This window comes from Bacillus sp. LJBS06 (assembly GCF_016924995.1).
GTDB lineage: Bacteria > Bacillota > Bacilli > Bacillales > Bacillaceae > Bacillus > Bacillus stercoris.
This window is the reverse complement of record NZ_CP070484.1, coordinates 21,950-35,527: the sequence shown is the minus strand read 5'-3', so window position 1 is coordinate 35,527 and position 13,578 is coordinate 21,950. Positions and strand designations below refer to the sequence as shown.

Below are 13,578 nucleotides of genomic sequence, written 5' to 3'. Positions count from 1 at the left end.
GACAGTCACAACATCAGCCATAACAGTTACAGCAGTAGTTGTAATTGTTATGGCTATCTTTATTTACCGAACTGCCACCATTTTTTCTTCTTGTTGTTTTCTAAGATCAATTGCTTCAATTCTTGGGTTTCTCTAATTGACTGCAGTAATAACTTGTCTCTATCTGTAGAGCCACTTTCTAAAAGCTTTTGAGTTTGATTTTGGCTTTCTAACAGCTGATCTATTTGTTTCTGTTGGTTTTTTATAATTTCATGCATTTGCTCCATTGTTTCTTTCATAACTGTTATATCCACCGGTGGTTCTTCAAATTCAGTGGCGGCAGCCGACTCTTTCCACACAGTTACATCAGTTATAGAAGATATAACTGTCTTAACAGCGTCTACAACTTTTATTCCTTTTTCGTTTTTAATCTGAATCAGTCGCTTAAAAATCTCCAAATCTCTCTCTGAGAAGATTACTTTTCCTGTGCGACTTCTCGTAAATCTGTATCCGTTCTCTTCTATCAAGAGATAGTACTTCTTAATAGTTGATGGAGATAACCCAAGTTCTCGGGCTACATCATCGACACCAGCGAAAACATTCATAACAGTTATAACCTCCGATTATAGTAGTCATAACAATCATATCATAGACAAAATAGCTTTTTAGAAAAAACGTAATAAAAGTTTCGACATTAATTTACGTTTTCGAATCACCAGATATAAATAAAGAGAAAACACCATATTTAAATCGGAGGAATAATTATGACTCAAACTACTAAATCATTATCTCCAGGCAAGAAACAACATGTTTACATTGCTGCGCCATTTTTCAAGCCAGATCAAATCACTCGTGTTGCTTTGGTCGAGACATTACTTGAAAAACATGGATTAACTTACTTTTCACCAAGAAAACAATCAGCAATCGGCCCAATATCATCGCCTGAAGTTCGCAAAAAGTCTTTTGATATGAATGTAAGAGGAATTGAAGAATCAGAGCTTGTTATTGCCATCACTGATGATAAAGATATGGGAACCATTTTTGAAGCCGGACATGCTTATGCATCAGGTGTTCCAGTAATTTATGTGGCCTTCACACTCGGTAAAGATGGAATGTTCAACTTAATGCTAGCTGAGTCCGGAAAAGCTGCGTGTAAAACGGTTGAGGAATTGGAAGCTGCCATACTTGGTCAAGAAATCTATTATGAAGGTTTAATTGAATAATTTATTTAATAAATTCAATAATTAATATCAAAAGATAACTGATTAAATAATTTTTTATTGGTTTTATTCAATAATCATCTATCAGTACATATGGAGGAACCAACATGAAAGTAATTAAATTTAAACAAAATGCTTGCCGTCCTTGTCAGATGCTTGAGAACTTCCATACTTTTGAGCTGGGAGTCGAGCCAGATATAACTTATAACCTTTCAAATGGTGATGATGAATCAATAAATGCTGCTATGAAGTTTGGTATTATGGCAGCCCCAGTCTTGGTACTTGTTGATGATGATGAAAATGAGATTGAAAGAATCGTTGGATTTGACGGTAAGCAAGATCTGATTCGAGATATGTTCTTAAAAGCAGGAAAAATCGAGGGATAACATCCCTCGTAACTTTTATAACAGATATAACTTAACTCAATTACTCACAAAAAGGAGACACAACAGTTATGACTTACTATAACCGTGGAAAAGTACGGACTTTAGGAGATACACAAATCTTAGGACTTGGAGAGATTATCCGATACAATAATCGTCCGAAAATCAAACATGAAAATGTTGCTGAACATACGTTTTACGTGATTACAACGGTCCTGAAGATCTGTCAGATGTACAACATTGATGATTATATTAAGCTCAAAGCTTTAGAGTTCGCTGCAGTTCATGATATTCCGGAGATTTTCTTAGGCGATGTACCATATGATACGAAAGTGGACAATCCCGACTTAACAGAGATCCTCGAGCGAGCTGAAGTGGTTAGCTTAAAAAAGAATATGCCTGAGTATGCTGAAGCTTATGAAAAATTTCTCAAAGAAGAAAAAGAAGAGACAATTGCTTATCTAATCGTTAAGCTTGCCGATACGGTTTCTGTCCTTCAATATTCCAATAGCGAAATCGAGCTTGGGAATAAAACAAATCAAATGAAGAGTATTAATGAGGGGGCACAAGAGCGTGTTTTAAACTTAATTGAGAAATTGGAAAAAGCAATTGAGAGTAAATTTGAAAATTGATACTGTAGTATTCTTGTAGAGAAGTCGATTTTTCGGCTTCTTTTTTATTTTGTAAGAAAGAGAAATCCTCCTTTCGCAGAATGTGTAAGCGCTTTTACACAAAGTACAAAACGCAAATCTCCTAATTTGCGTTCCAAGCTCAGTCTATATATTGTAATTTGAAAGATTTTCATTTAAAGTATAAGTAACGTAATAGATACGGCTTTTGGAAAAGGGCAGACGGCACACCTCCATGTCTAGAAAGAAGGAGGTGAGAATATGCCAGTAGAAAGCGCACTTGGATTGATGTTTCAATTTGGTCTCCTTATTGTCGGAATCTTGTCGCTTGCCAATTCCAACAAAAAAAAGTAGGAACGAATGATGTGACGGTCAGAGCGTTCCTACATTTAATTTAGCTTTTTAGACAAAGCCGTCTCCCTCAGGAGCTATTCTATTACAGATCGAAGATGTTGCACCATCTTCGGTCTTTTTTATTTTATTCGTTTACGAATATTTTATTCATTCGAAAACGATAAACAACAATGCAACATTACCATGTAACATTATCATGTAATATTACTACGTAATATATACTTAATATATAGTGATTGTATCAACAAAGTTATAGTGTGTCCAGTATGGATCCCCATTGAGGCAATGAAAAATTTGTACAGCCACGTAAATATTTTTGTGTTTATTTATGTCGTTAATTTTGTGTCGCAGAAACATAACAAAAAATGAAACATCCTCGTCCTTAAATTTCTTACCACCACTGTATGCTATTAGCATATGAAGAATAAAACGAAAAAGTGACTCTATAATAAAAACACTATTTTATGTTAAAATTATTCTGCTATGGATACGGAAAAATTATCAAATTCAATGATCAGGTTGTTTAATGAAAACGGCAATATTCCTATGAACCAATATGAAGCTTTAACAGCCACAAACATACTTGGAAGGAGTGCAAGGTCTGGAGATTATAAGTACATTGCTTTTATATGTCCTGGCTTGAAAGGCTTCTTTAATTGGCACTCTCATGTTAGGCATGGAGTAAAAGCAACGGTAGTTAAAGCTGGACAAGCTAAAATAGTCTACAAAGAAGGCTTGGAAGTTATAGATGAACTTGTTTTGAAATATTATGATTCAGAAGTTGATGTTTCAGCTATCGAACCACCTAACTCAGCCTACTATGCTGAACAATGCATAAATTATGTTTGTAAGGCCCTTATAGAGCTACAGAGATCCGATTTGATTAAATATATATATTCATCAGAAGTTATCTCTGACGAGCCCGAAAATGATGATTATGGGGGTCTCCAATGGATATATATTTTTAGACACCCTAAAGTTAGAAATGAACTCAAAATTGGTATGACTACCCGGCCTTGGCAAGAACGTTATGCTGAAGCAAACATGAATACATATACCTCAAGAGACTTGGAAGTCGTCGCTACTTTCCCTTGTAAGGATGGTAAAGCAGTTGAAAGATTGATTCACTCTCAATTTGAAGAATACAGACTTCCACCAAAGACTGGCCAAACTAAGCAACCAGAGTGGTTTGAGTTCCCTGAAGACAAAGTTGATGAAGTAATCACTCGAATTGAAAAGTTTATGAAATCAATAGATTTGTTAGCTATATAAAAGGTTGGAGATTTGTCTCCAGCCTTTTTTGTTTTTTATAAAGCAGATATAAAAGTTATGTCGGATATAAAAGTTATGCCAATAAAGACTGCTATAGTAGTCTTTTTTATATTTCAATTTACGTTTTCGAATCACCAGATATAAATACAAAGTAAAGCAAAGAGATTAAAGAAATCGGAGGATATAACAATTATGACTAACTCAACTACTTGTGTTGTCGCGCCGACTCCTGAATTTGTTAAGCCAAAAATCATCATCCTTGAAGGTGTTGATCGTTCGGGAAAATCAACTTTACAACATGCTATAAATAAAGCCACTTGCTACAAACATATTGTAGTCGATAGGGGACCGATTGGTTTTAAAACATACTGTGACCTGTTTAGTCGGGATCCTCAATTATGGGATAACTATGATGATTTAGAAAAACACCTAGCTAAGATGGAAGACGTACTCGTAATTTACCTTGATTGTGACACAAAAGTCCTGATAGATCGATGCATTCAGACCGGCCACGAAATTCTTGATTATACTTTGCATAAGCATTTTTATAAATTTTATTTTGATAAGTCCCCAATGAAGAAGATCATTGTAGACACAACATATAAGACTCCTGAGGAAATTGCCAACGATCTTGTCAAGGAGGGAGTCCTTTAATGAAAAAGGTTGTAATTTACTGCGATGGCGCAGCAAGAAATAACGGAAAAGATAACAATGTCGGAGGTTTTGGAGCAGTTCTTCGATATGGTGACCACGTTAAAACCATTAAGGCTGGCTTTAGAAACGTGACTAATAACATGATGGAAATTCGTGCAGCTATTGAAGCCCTTAAACAATTAAAAACAACTAATATCCCTGTAGAAATCAATACTGATTCTGCATATCTGTGCAACTGTATGAACCAAGGTTGGTATAAGAAATGGATGAATAACGGATGGGTTACAGCTGGTAAAAAGCCGGTGGAGAATCGCCAGTTATGGATTGAATTAATTGAACTGGTCGAACAATTCCCGTTTATCACTTTTAACAAAGTTAAAGGCCATTCAGGAATCCCGGATAATGAACTTGCTGATAGATTAGCAAATGAGGCAATGGATGAACTTACAAGAGGTGCTGCCGTATGAATGAATCAGTCTTCATTATTGTTTATGAGCACGAAGATGAATTCGGATTTAAAGAATCAAGGATGGAAACTTTCCGAAGTCAAGAGTCCGCCTTATCTTTCGTCGCAGGGTTTGCAACATCACATGATGATAAAAAACTGGTGAGTGCGTTCTCAGTTAATAAAGAAGGATTACTTACAAAGTACGAGGTTGTTTTTGAGGGGAAATTAAAATTTATTGAAAAAAATCAATAAAAAATTATTAAATCGATTTACGTTTTCATACTTTTAGATATAAATATATTGTAATTTTTATTGAAAAAAATATTGAAAAATCGGAGGAATTAAACTATGCCTAAAAACAATAACCTTGAGCCTGTTAAATTGCCTATGCCAATTCGCTTTGGTGAAAAGCCTGATTTTGAATTCAAAAATGATTTAGAGAATATTAAAGTTACTCTTGTTGATTATACTCCTTGGGAAAGCATCATTCATTACCTCCCTGGATATGTGAATGCTACCTGGGCTGATGAACCTGAAGAAACATATAGCATGGCACAGGTGGTTGATGATATTGAAAAAGCCTTCACCTTTAAAACGCTACCTTCAATACTTGAAACGATTCGTTTAACATTCCGAATTGAAGGAATTTCAGTCCAAGACGTAACCCATTTAATTCGTCATAGAACATTTTCGTTCTCGGCTCAATGTACAGGGGATCGTTGGTTATCTCATACAACTGCAGTTATTCCTGAGTCTATTGAAAATTCCCCTGAGTTTTTAGAAAGATACAAAGATCTTACTCGTCAATGTCGTGAGCTTTATGCTGAAATGATTGATTCTAGGAAGATTTCAATTATGGATGCTCGACTTATTCTGAATAAAAACCATGATAACTTTTATTATGCTTCAATGAATGTTAAAGATTTATTGGCATTCTGCAAGCAGCGTATTGATCGCCAGATTCAACCGAAGTCAGATAACATTATTGCATATCAAATGTATCTTGAGCTGTGTCGGGCATATCCTATTGCTCATTTAGATCTGATCGACTTTGAAATGCCAAGTTTCCATTACATCAAGAATGCTCGAAATGGACATGCCACAAACCTGTACTTCCCAGAAGAAAACTCAGATAAATTCGAATGGAATGAAAAAGACTTTATTTATCAAGACTACCGTGAAAATATTAATGGAACCAACCCTCCAGAAGGGCCAACTAAGTTTCAAAAAATGTTCCAAGAATATAAAAATCAACTTGAAGAATGGAAAATTGCCTCAAAACAGTATATGGATCACCTTGCAGACCGAGGAGAAGATGAGTAATGTTACAATTTCCTCGAATCCCATCTGTAGGCGAACTTGAATATTTAAAAGAAAATGATGAAATGATCTTGTATGAATCCTTCACGATGATTAATCCTCAGACCAGGAATACCTTTCCTGACTCTGATGAACCTTATTATACTTCACTCGAAATGCAACTAAGACACTTACTTTACAAGTATGATAAAGGGTGGATCTCAAGTGAAAGACAAGTTATGTTATCAAGTGACGAATGTATCTCAGCAGTTCATTTTATATTCGACAATGAGAAACGAGTAATTGGAATTAACGTTTTTCAAAGATCTTCTAACTTGTTTAATTTAGAAGATGACGTTCAATTCTTTAATTACTTCATTGATAAGTACTTAAAAGGGCATAAGAAGATTAAGCTGACATACTTTGTGTCGCAGCCACACATCTTTAAAAACAAAAATAAAAAAATAGAAGATTAACAAATAGCCACTCATCTGAGTGGTTATTTTTTTTACATTTTTCAGACATCCAATTTACGTTTTTGCCGGTCCAGATATAAATACTTTGTAATACAAAAGAAATGAGGTATTAACAATGGCTCGACTACTACGAAGTATCAATAGAAGTATAGAAAAGTATAAGAAAAAACCTTTCTTAACTCATTCACACACTGATGCATCAAATTTTCGACTAAGAGATGCGATTAATAAACCAGAAGAATTGATTGATTACTGTCATGAGATTGGATTGAGTGGAGTAGTCATAACAGATCACGAAACTTTATCATCCCATGTAAAAGCTCATAAGTATGTTGAAGAGAATAAAGAACGTCTTGGAGATTTTAAACTAGGGTTCGGCAATGAAATTTACCTGGTTGATAAAGCAGATACTATGGAGAAAAAATCATTAAACCAAAAGATTAGCTTTCACCACTTTATATTAATCGCCAAGTCACAAAAAGGATATGAAGGTCTGAAAAAACTTAGTTCTAAAGCTTGGTACAACTCTTTCTTCTACCGTGGAATGGAACGTGTTCCTACGTACAAAGATGAATTAATGTCTTTAATGCAGGAGTACCAAGGAGAGATTATCGCTTGTACGGCTTGTGTTGGTGGAGAACTTCCCCAGTCTCTAATTGCATATCATGACGACCCTACTCCCGAGAATAAAAAACGAGTACATGATCTTATTGTTTGGTTAAAGGGCGTATTTGGAGAAGACCTTTATTTTGAACTTCAGCCATCAAAAAACCGTGACCAATTAGTAGCTAACGAAATGATGCTAAAAGTGTCGGAAGCTTACAACGTTAAATGTATTGTCTCTACTGATGCACACTATCTAAATAAAAAATATGCTCCGGCACATAAAATATACCTTACAGCATCAGAAGGGGAGAGAGAAGTTGATGAATTTTACGCCACAACTTACGTTATGGGATATGAAGAATTGCTAGAATACTTTGACGAGGAACTATTAGATGTTCTTGTTGATAATACGAATGAGATAAGATCCAAACTTGGATCAATTACATTTGCCCAAGAAACTAAAGTTCCGAAAGCTCATATTCCGAAATATGAAATGAACCAACTATTTGTTCCTCACTATATGGAATACGAATACATTAGAAAATATGCTGAAAGCAGATACGACATCGATCGTTATTATCTTCATTTAATTGCCGAAGGTATGGTTGCAAAGAAACAAGAGCTGAATAAAGAGAACCTTTCAAGAATAAATACTGAGCTTGATGAGCTTTACCATATTACTGAAAAGCTTGGTCAGCCACTTTCATCTTATTTTGTCCTTTCAAAAGATGTGGTTGATTTGATGTGGCAAGTCTCACTAGTTGGTGTGAGCCGTGGATCGGCATGTTGCTTTTATCTGAATTACCTTTTAGACATTGTTCAGCTGAATCCAATGAAATTTAACCTACCTCATTGGAGATTCTTATCAAAAGAACGGCCAGAACTCCCCGATATTGACCTAGATTCTGAAGGATCAAAGCGCCATGAAATTATTCAAATCACAAAAGAGCACTATGGAGAAGAGAACGTCTTGAACATGGGGACTTTTACAACAGAAGGTACTCGTTCAACTGTGTTAACTTCTTGCCGTGGATTAGGAATTGATAAAGACATTGCTCATAATATTGCTAACCTAATTCCTACTCGTAAGGGTGGCATCTGGAGCTTGCACGAATGCTTTTACGGAAACCCAAAAGAAGGAACTAAACCGGCTAAAGAATTCTGCCGTGAAGTTGAAAAGTATGAAGGTTTAAAAGAAGCAATGCTCTCTATTGAAGGATTAATTTCCGGCCGTGGCCAACATGCTTCAGGAGTTATTATTTTCCCTGATGGATATATAAAACAAAATGCCATGATGAAAACAACTTCTGGGCTGCCTATCACTCAGTTTGATGCAGAAGACAGTATCTATATGGGTGGGCTCAAATTAGATTATCTGTCCATTAATGCCCTTGATAGAATTAGAACAGCTTTAGATCTTCTTCTGGAACATGGGAAAATTGAATGGCAAGGGTCATTGAGAGCAACTTACAATAAATATTTTCATCCAGACGTTCTTGAAATGGAATCACCAAAAATGTTCAATTTACTATTTGAAGGTCATGTTTTAAATGCTTTTCAATTTGAGACAGCTGTTGGTCAGCAGGCTCTTACTAAAATTAATCCTCGATCCTTTGATGAGTTATGCGCTGGCAACTCTTTAATGAGATTGAGTACGGATGGAGAGCAGCCACTTGATAAATATGTTCGTTTCAAAAACAACATTCAAGATTGGTACGAAGAAATGAAAACAGCCGGTTTGAATGAGGAAGAAATTAAGATTCTTGAGGAACATTTACTTGATAGGTATGGAATTTGTGATACTCAAGAAGGGTTAATGTTGCTTGCTATGGATGAAAGAATTGCTGGGTTCAGCCTAACTCAAGCTAATAAATTCCGGAAAGCTGTTGCAAAGGCAAACCAAAAATTAATTGAAGATCAAAGAATTAAATTTTATGAAGGTGGAGAAAAAACTGGGGCTCGTAAAGTATTTCTGGACTATGTTTGGAATAAAGAACTTAAACCTCAGTTTGGATACTCTTTCTCATTACCTCATATTGCTGGGTACACAATGATCTTAATGATTGAAATGAATATCTGCCATAGATATGGAGCGATTTATTGGAAGACAGCTTGCTTATCAGTTAACGCGGGGATGATAGGTGAAACTGAGAAAGGCACAAAATACGGTGCAATTGCTAAAGCTGTTGGAGATATGAAAGGTGATATTTTAAACCCGGACATTAACCTTTCAAATAAAGAATTCACACCTTTAGAGGAAGAGAATAAGATCTTATTCGGTCTCAAGCCGATTGCCGGTTTAGGAACAGATGCAATAGAAAAAATCATTGAACATCGGCCTTATAAGAACTTTGGGGACTTCTTTAAAAAGATAGTCGATCCTGGTCTAATTTCTGAAGCTAAAGTTGTTTCGTTAATAAAAGCTGGTTGCTTTGATTCTTTTTATCCAAACAGGCGACTCTTAATGATCGACTTTGTTAAGGCAATTACCCCTAAAAAAGAAAAGCTTACAATGGTCCAACTACCAACCATAATTCACTTAGCTGATAAGCAAAGATTTGGAACTGAGCTTGAAGTCTATAAGTTTAGAAATAAACTTTTTGGAAGAAATAAAGTCCCTATGACAAGAGAAATCGAACAAGAATTTATGGATTTCTTACAGGCGTACCCTTATCAAGTTGATTATGAATTTAAAGACGGAAAACTTTGTGTTGATCAGAAAACCTTCGATAAAGCTTACAAAGAGATTATCGAGCCATTAAGAATGTGGGTTACTTCTCCTGAAGCTGCTGAACAATTTAACAAGATTAAAATGAAAGAGTTCTGGGCCAAACACTGCCAAGGAACAATTGAAGCTTGGGAAATGGAAACATTACTATTCTACTCTAAAAAGCATGAGTTAGATTACATGCCATTACACAACTACTTTAATATTGCTAATTTTAACGATCTGCCGTCTAACCCAGTCATAACTGGATACAAAAAAAATAGAAGAGGAAATGATGTCCCTCAATACAAGATCGATGTTATTGCTGGAACTGTAGTTGAAAAAAACAAGCAGAAGTCTCTCGTCCATGTCCTAACTCAAGATGCTGGCGTTGTAACTGTAAGATATTCTAAAGGTCAGTTTGCTTACTATGATAAAAAGGTCGTTCGAGTGCATGGTAAAGAAAAAGAAGTCCTTGATCCATCTTGGTTCGAACGAGGAAGTAAACTTGTTCTGGTTGGCTTTAGGCGTGGAGAAGAATTCGTCCTTCGGACAACAGGAACTCAATTTAAGCACAGCACAATGAAAATCAAAGGTTATGACTCCGAGAAGTTATACCTTCAAATGGCTAAAGTCGCAGAGTAATCTGCGGCTTTTGTTGCTTCTACGGGGCTCTACAAGGAAATTAGTTTGCTTTAATAATATAACCAACCATCTAAATGCAAAATATCGCAGTCATGATTTACATTTCTGTTATAACCGATATAATACCCTCAGTCATGACGGTCATAAACAATTTATTTAAAAAATAATGTAATAAATGATTTACGTTTTTCAATAACCAGATATAAATATAAAGAATTAAATAACAACTTAAATAATAATATAAATAAAAAATTATTTAAGTTGGAGAAAGGACTCAACTACTACTATGAATCAATTTATTCTTGATAGCCAGAAAGAGTTTCAAAAACGTATGGGTCATGACCTTGATAACATGACTCTTCAGGAAAAAGCCACATACATCAAGACTATGATGCTTTGGACGATTGATGAACTCAGTGAAGCTCTTCATGAACTTCCTTATGCTAAAGAATGGTCCAGCAAGTATGAAAAAGAAGATTATGATCTTGAAAAACAGCATCAGCTATTTAAGGAAGAGATCATTGATGCTTTGCATTTCTTTACAAATATTCTTATTGCTGCACAAATGACAGAGGAAGAAATTTTAAAATTGTATAAAGAAAAGAACCGGTTGAATTATCGCCGGCAAGAGGATCCAAAACTCGGTTATGTCCGGGGGTAAACTTAGTGATCAAAAAAATCTTAGAGACACTTTTAATTCATTCAATTGGTTATCTGATTTGTTTAGGATGGATCAGTCTTGGTTTTATTCTTGGCTATTTTGGAGATATGATCCTTCATCATATCTTTTTATTTTAATACTTTAAATCATTAAATAAATCGGAGGAAATTAATATGACAACTACTATGCAAACCACTACTAAATACTTTGCGGATACTAAAGTAGCTGCAGAAGCCATTGTAGACCAACAGAAGGCGGAACATGGTGAATACCTTAAATCCCACACGATCACGAAGAAGACTAAAAAAGAAGTGGAATATTATATTGTCTTAGTTACCGTCGAGTACTACAAAGATAAAGACCTCGTGGTGACTGAACAATAAGATGAAGTATGTATTAGCTATTGCTTTATTTTGTACATTAATCACAGCTTATAACCTATTTATCATTTTTCTTATTGGTTACTTCATTTACAAGTTAATGAAACGCACATAAAGGGATCGGAGGATCCCTTACTCAACTACTAATCGGAGGAATACACTATGGTTAAGGTTATTTGGATATATAAAGTGAACGATCCACTCAATGATTTCTTGGAAAGACAAATAAACGCAGCAGATTTACAAGGCAGTGAATTTGAGAAAGTGTCAATTGACGAACATCCCGAGCTAATTGAAAAATATGAAATTGAAAAGACTCATACATTGGTTTTCTTTGATAGGGAAGGCGATAGAATCGCAAACTATGATGGTCCTTTTAACAGCAAAGAGCTTGAAGAATTAATTAAAGTGATTCAGTTTTTCGACTATGTTTCCAATTATCACGGTGATGAATTATGATATATGTTCTACTTGGAGCAACATGTTCTGGTAAAACAACAGCATTAGAGACATTGATCAGTCAAGGACATCAAACGGTTATATCCTATACAACTCGTCCAAAAAGACCTCACGAGATTGATGGAGTCGATTATCATTTCGTTACTCAAGATTATTTTGAGTGGCTTGATGAATCAGGTTTATTAGTTGCAAAGAATAGCTTTAGAAGTGCGTTCGGAGACATTTGGAGCTATGCAATCAATAGCCAAGATATAAAACTCTTTGAAGACCAAATCGTGATTACAGAGCCTTCTGGGTATCGTGATTTAACTCAAAAATACGGTTCAAGTAATGTTATAGGAATCTATTTAATGGCGCCTTATGATGTTCGATTAGCCAGGGGATTGAATAGAAAAGATAACTCAGACGAGCTTATAAGAAGATTAGCTGCGGATGAAAGAGATTTTGAAGGATTCGAGCTTGAAGTTGATTACACTATTGTTTCAGTGGATAAGGACCAGGTTATCGAGGACATTCTTAATATTATGAATGGTGACATTAAATGAAGAGCCTACGGTTAGTTTCACCATTACCACCATCAGTTAACAACTATCTAAGTTACAAAGTCTCTTCAAATGGCCGGCGTAAATTTGTTCAGGCATATCCTTCAGAAGAGACTAAGATATACAAATCCTTCTTTACTGATTATGTAAAAGACCAAATGAATGAACAAGAGTGGGAACAACCTGAAAAAGGAAAGTTAGTGTTTGTAAAAATCAAGTTTTTCTTAGATCGCAAGAGAAAAGACCCAAACAATTTCTTGAAGGTCCCATTCGATGTTTTTACGGAAGCCGGCGTTTATCTTGATGACGATGTGGCTCTACCAGTTGCAGAAAGGGTTTATATTGATAGTCAAAACCCGAGACTGGAATTTGAGATTTATGAGGCTTCCAATATTGGTGTTTTCGATGGCCCAAAAGATCTTGAAGATTTCAAAGACAAAAACTGTGCTCTATGTAAGAAGAAACCTGACCATTGTACAATATTTAAGAGAATCATTGACAATAGGTTAGTTCAAGAGTTCAATCTTTCTAATAAGGAATGTTTAGCAAGGAGGTAAATACCTCCTTTTCTTTTGCTAAATGATGGGGTATCATTTATTAAGTTAAAGATATACATAAAATGAATATTTTATGTTAAATAAGGTCATTTGAGCCTTACATGTCTATATGTTCATATATCCGTTCTTATTCGCTAAAAAATAGGAACAAATGTTCCCTCGATCACCGTATTATGATATTATATTAACGTGTCGGTCAACATAATAAAGGTCATATCAACAAAACAAACTAAACTTTCATAATCCTTCGACTATGGGGAATAATCAAAAAAATAGGTGTACGATCTAGTACTTATGTAATATAATA

17 protein-coding genes are annotated in these 13,578 nt (G+C 35.1%); 16 read left to right on the top strand and 1 reads right to left on the bottom strand.

The features are described from left to right. Positions 1 to 59: 59 nt before the first annotated feature. Positions 60 to 584 (bottom strand): DUF3967 domain-containing protein, encoded by a 525-nt coding sequence (locus JQX68_RS21365; RefSeq protein WP_013603319.1) that lies wholly within the window; start codon positions 582 to 584, stop codon positions 60 to 62. Between the two features lie 159 nt (positions 585 to 743). On the opposite strand from JQX68_RS21365, the gene JQX68_RS21360 reads away from it, so the two are divergent. The 16 genes from JQX68_RS21360 (at position 744) to JQX68_RS21290 (ending at position 13,271) form a co-directional block, all read left to right on the top strand. Further along, positions 744 to 1,202, top strand: a complete 459-nt coding sequence (locus JQX68_RS21360; protein ID WP_013603320.1) for a nucleoside 2-deoxyribosyltransferase — start codon at positions 744 to 746, stop codon at positions 1,200 to 1,202. Between the two features lie 104 nt (positions 1,203 to 1,306). Continuing rightward, complete coding sequence (locus JQX68_RS21355) at positions 1,307 to 1,585, top strand: thioredoxin family protein (protein WP_009968567.1); 279 nt, start codon at positions 1,307 to 1,309, stop codon at positions 1,583 to 1,585. Between the two features lie 68 nt (positions 1,586 to 1,653). Beyond that, entirely contained in the window at positions 1,654 to 2,214 is a 561-nt protein-coding gene (locus tag JQX68_RS21350) for a YfbR-like 5'-deoxynucleotidase (RefSeq protein WP_074794778.1), read from the top strand. A 258-nt stretch (positions 2,215 to 2,472) separates the two neighbouring features. Next, the gene (gene comI, locus JQX68_RS21835; protein ID WP_020846149.1) at positions 2,473 to 2,565 is read left to right on the top strand and encodes a competence inhibitor ComI; all 93 of its coding nucleotides are present in this window, start codon (positions 2,473 to 2,475) and stop codon (positions 2,563 to 2,565) included. A gap of 483 nt (positions 2,566 to 3,048) precedes the next feature. Beyond that, on the top strand, positions 3,049 to 3,837 hold the full coding sequence (locus JQX68_RS21345; protein WP_109789047.1) for a GIY-YIG nuclease family protein: 789 nt from the start codon (positions 3,049 to 3,051) through the stop codon (positions 3,835 to 3,837). 192 nt (positions 3,838 to 4,029) lie between these two features. Continuing rightward, entirely contained in the window at positions 4,030 to 4,491 is a 462-nt protein-coding gene (locus JQX68_RS21340) for a hypothetical protein (RefSeq protein ID WP_020846151.1), read from the top strand. After that, positions 4,491 to 4,958, top strand: coding sequence for a ribonuclease H family protein (locus JQX68_RS21335; protein ID WP_020846152.1), 468 nt, complete (start codon positions 4,491 to 4,493; stop codon positions 4,956 to 4,958). Before JQX68_RS21340 ends, JQX68_RS21335 begins: the two co-directional genes overlap by 1 nt. Beyond that, positions 4,955 to 5,191 (top strand): hypothetical protein, encoded by a 237-nt coding sequence (locus JQX68_RS21330; RefSeq protein WP_009968562.1) that lies wholly within the window; start codon positions 4,955 to 4,957, stop codon positions 5,189 to 5,191. The genes JQX68_RS21335 and JQX68_RS21330 overlap by 4 nt, the downstream gene beginning before the upstream one ends. A 96-nt stretch (positions 5,192 to 5,287) precedes the next feature. Then, on the top strand, positions 5,288 to 6,262 hold the full coding sequence (locus JQX68_RS21325) for an FAD-dependent thymidylate synthase (RefSeq protein ID WP_205440666.1): 975 nt from the start codon (positions 5,288 to 5,290) through the stop codon (positions 6,260 to 6,262). Beyond that, positions 6,262 to 6,714: a hypothetical protein gene (locus JQX68_RS21320; RefSeq protein ID WP_013603329.1), complete on the top strand. Its 453-nt coding sequence runs from the start codon at positions 6,262 to 6,264 to the stop codon at positions 6,712 to 6,714. The genes JQX68_RS21325 and JQX68_RS21320 overlap by 1 nt, the downstream gene beginning before the upstream one ends. Positions 6,715 to 6,829: 115 nt before the next feature. After that, positions 6,830 to 10,672, top strand: a complete 3,843-nt coding sequence (locus JQX68_RS21315) for a PHP domain-containing protein (RefSeq protein WP_205440665.1) — start codon at positions 6,830 to 6,832, stop codon at positions 10,670 to 10,672. A 286-nt stretch (positions 10,673 to 10,958) separates the two neighbouring features. After that, a complete protein-coding gene (locus tag JQX68_RS21310) occupies positions 10,959 to 11,333 on the top strand; it encodes a dUTPase (RefSeq protein WP_205440664.1) in 375 nt (124 codons plus the stop codon). 173 nt (positions 11,334 to 11,506) lie between these two features. Further along, positions 11,507 to 11,716, top strand: a complete 210-nt coding sequence (locus JQX68_RS21305) for a hypothetical protein (protein ID WP_009968550.1) — start codon at positions 11,507 to 11,509, stop codon at positions 11,714 to 11,716. A gap of 159 nt (positions 11,717 to 11,875) precedes the next feature. After that, positions 11,876 to 12,172: a thioredoxin family protein gene (locus JQX68_RS21300; RefSeq protein ID WP_009968549.1), complete on the top strand. Its 297-nt coding sequence runs from the start codon at positions 11,876 to 11,878 to the stop codon at positions 12,170 to 12,172. Beyond that, the gene (locus JQX68_RS21295; RefSeq protein ID WP_205440663.1) at positions 12,169 to 12,717 is read left to right on the top strand and encodes a nucleoside/nucleotide kinase family protein; all 549 of its coding nucleotides are present in this window, start codon (positions 12,169 to 12,171) and stop codon (positions 12,715 to 12,717) included. Before JQX68_RS21300 ends, JQX68_RS21295 begins: the two co-directional genes overlap by 4 nt. Continuing rightward, positions 12,714 to 13,271: a RusA family crossover junction endodeoxyribonuclease gene (locus JQX68_RS21290; RefSeq protein WP_013603335.1), complete on the top strand. Its 558-nt coding sequence runs from the start codon at positions 12,714 to 12,716 to the stop codon at positions 13,269 to 13,271. Before JQX68_RS21295 ends, JQX68_RS21290 begins: the two co-directional genes overlap by 4 nt. Positions 13,272 to 13,578 lie beyond the last annotated feature (307 nt).

Bases quoted from the DNA above. Each gene is read 5' to 3' on its own strand.
- JQX68_RS21365 (WP_013603319.1), bottom strand. From the start codon at position 584: ATGAATGTTTTCGCTGGTGTCGATGATGTAGCCCGAGAACTTGGGTTA.
- JQX68_RS21360 (WP_013603320.1), top strand. From the start codon at position 744: ATGACTCAAACTACTAAATCATTATCTCCAGGCAAGAAACAACATGTT.
- JQX68_RS21355 (WP_009968567.1), top strand. From the start codon at position 1,307: ATGAAAGTAATTAAATTTAAACAAAATGCTTGCCGTCCTTGTCAGATG.
- JQX68_RS21350 (WP_074794778.1), top strand. From the start codon at position 1,654: ATGACTTACTATAACCGTGGAAAAGTACGGACTTTAGGAGATACACAA.
- comI (WP_020846149.1), top strand. From the start codon at position 2,473: ATGCCAGTAGAAAGCGCACTTGGATTGATGTTTCAATTTGGTCTCCTT.
- JQX68_RS21345 (WP_109789047.1), top strand. From the start codon at position 3,049: ATGGATACGGAAAAATTATCAAATTCAATGATCAGGTTGTTTAATGAA.
- JQX68_RS21340 (WP_020846151.1), top strand. From the start codon at position 4,030: ATGACTAACTCAACTACTTGTGTTGTCGCGCCGACTCCTGAATTTGTT.
- JQX68_RS21335 (WP_020846152.1), top strand. From the start codon at position 4,491: ATGAAAAAGGTTGTAATTTACTGCGATGGCGCAGCAAGAAATAACGGA.
- JQX68_RS21330 (WP_009968562.1), top strand. From the start codon at position 4,955: ATGAATGAATCAGTCTTCATTATTGTTTATGAGCACGAAGATGAATTC.
- JQX68_RS21325 (WP_205440666.1), top strand. From the start codon at position 5,288: ATGCCTAAAAACAATAACCTTGAGCCTGTTAAATTGCCTATGCCAATT.
- JQX68_RS21320 (WP_013603329.1), top strand. From the start codon at position 6,262: ATGTTACAATTTCCTCGAATCCCATCTGTAGGCGAACTTGAATATTTA.
- JQX68_RS21315 (WP_205440665.1), top strand. From the start codon at position 6,830: ATGGCTCGACTACTACGAAGTATCAATAGAAGTATAGAAAAGTATAAG.
- JQX68_RS21310 (WP_205440664.1), top strand. From the start codon at position 10,959: ATGAATCAATTTATTCTTGATAGCCAGAAAGAGTTTCAAAAACGTATG.
- JQX68_RS21305 (WP_009968550.1), top strand. From the start codon at position 11,507: ATGACAACTACTATGCAAACCACTACTAAATACTTTGCGGATACTAAA.
- JQX68_RS21300 (WP_009968549.1), top strand. From the start codon at position 11,876: ATGGTTAAGGTTATTTGGATATATAAAGTGAACGATCCACTCAATGAT.
- JQX68_RS21295 (WP_205440663.1), top strand. From the start codon at position 12,169: ATGATATATGTTCTACTTGGAGCAACATGTTCTGGTAAAACAACAGCA.
- JQX68_RS21290 (WP_013603335.1), top strand. From the start codon at position 12,714: ATGAAGAGCCTACGGTTAGTTTCACCATTACCACCATCAGTTAACAAC.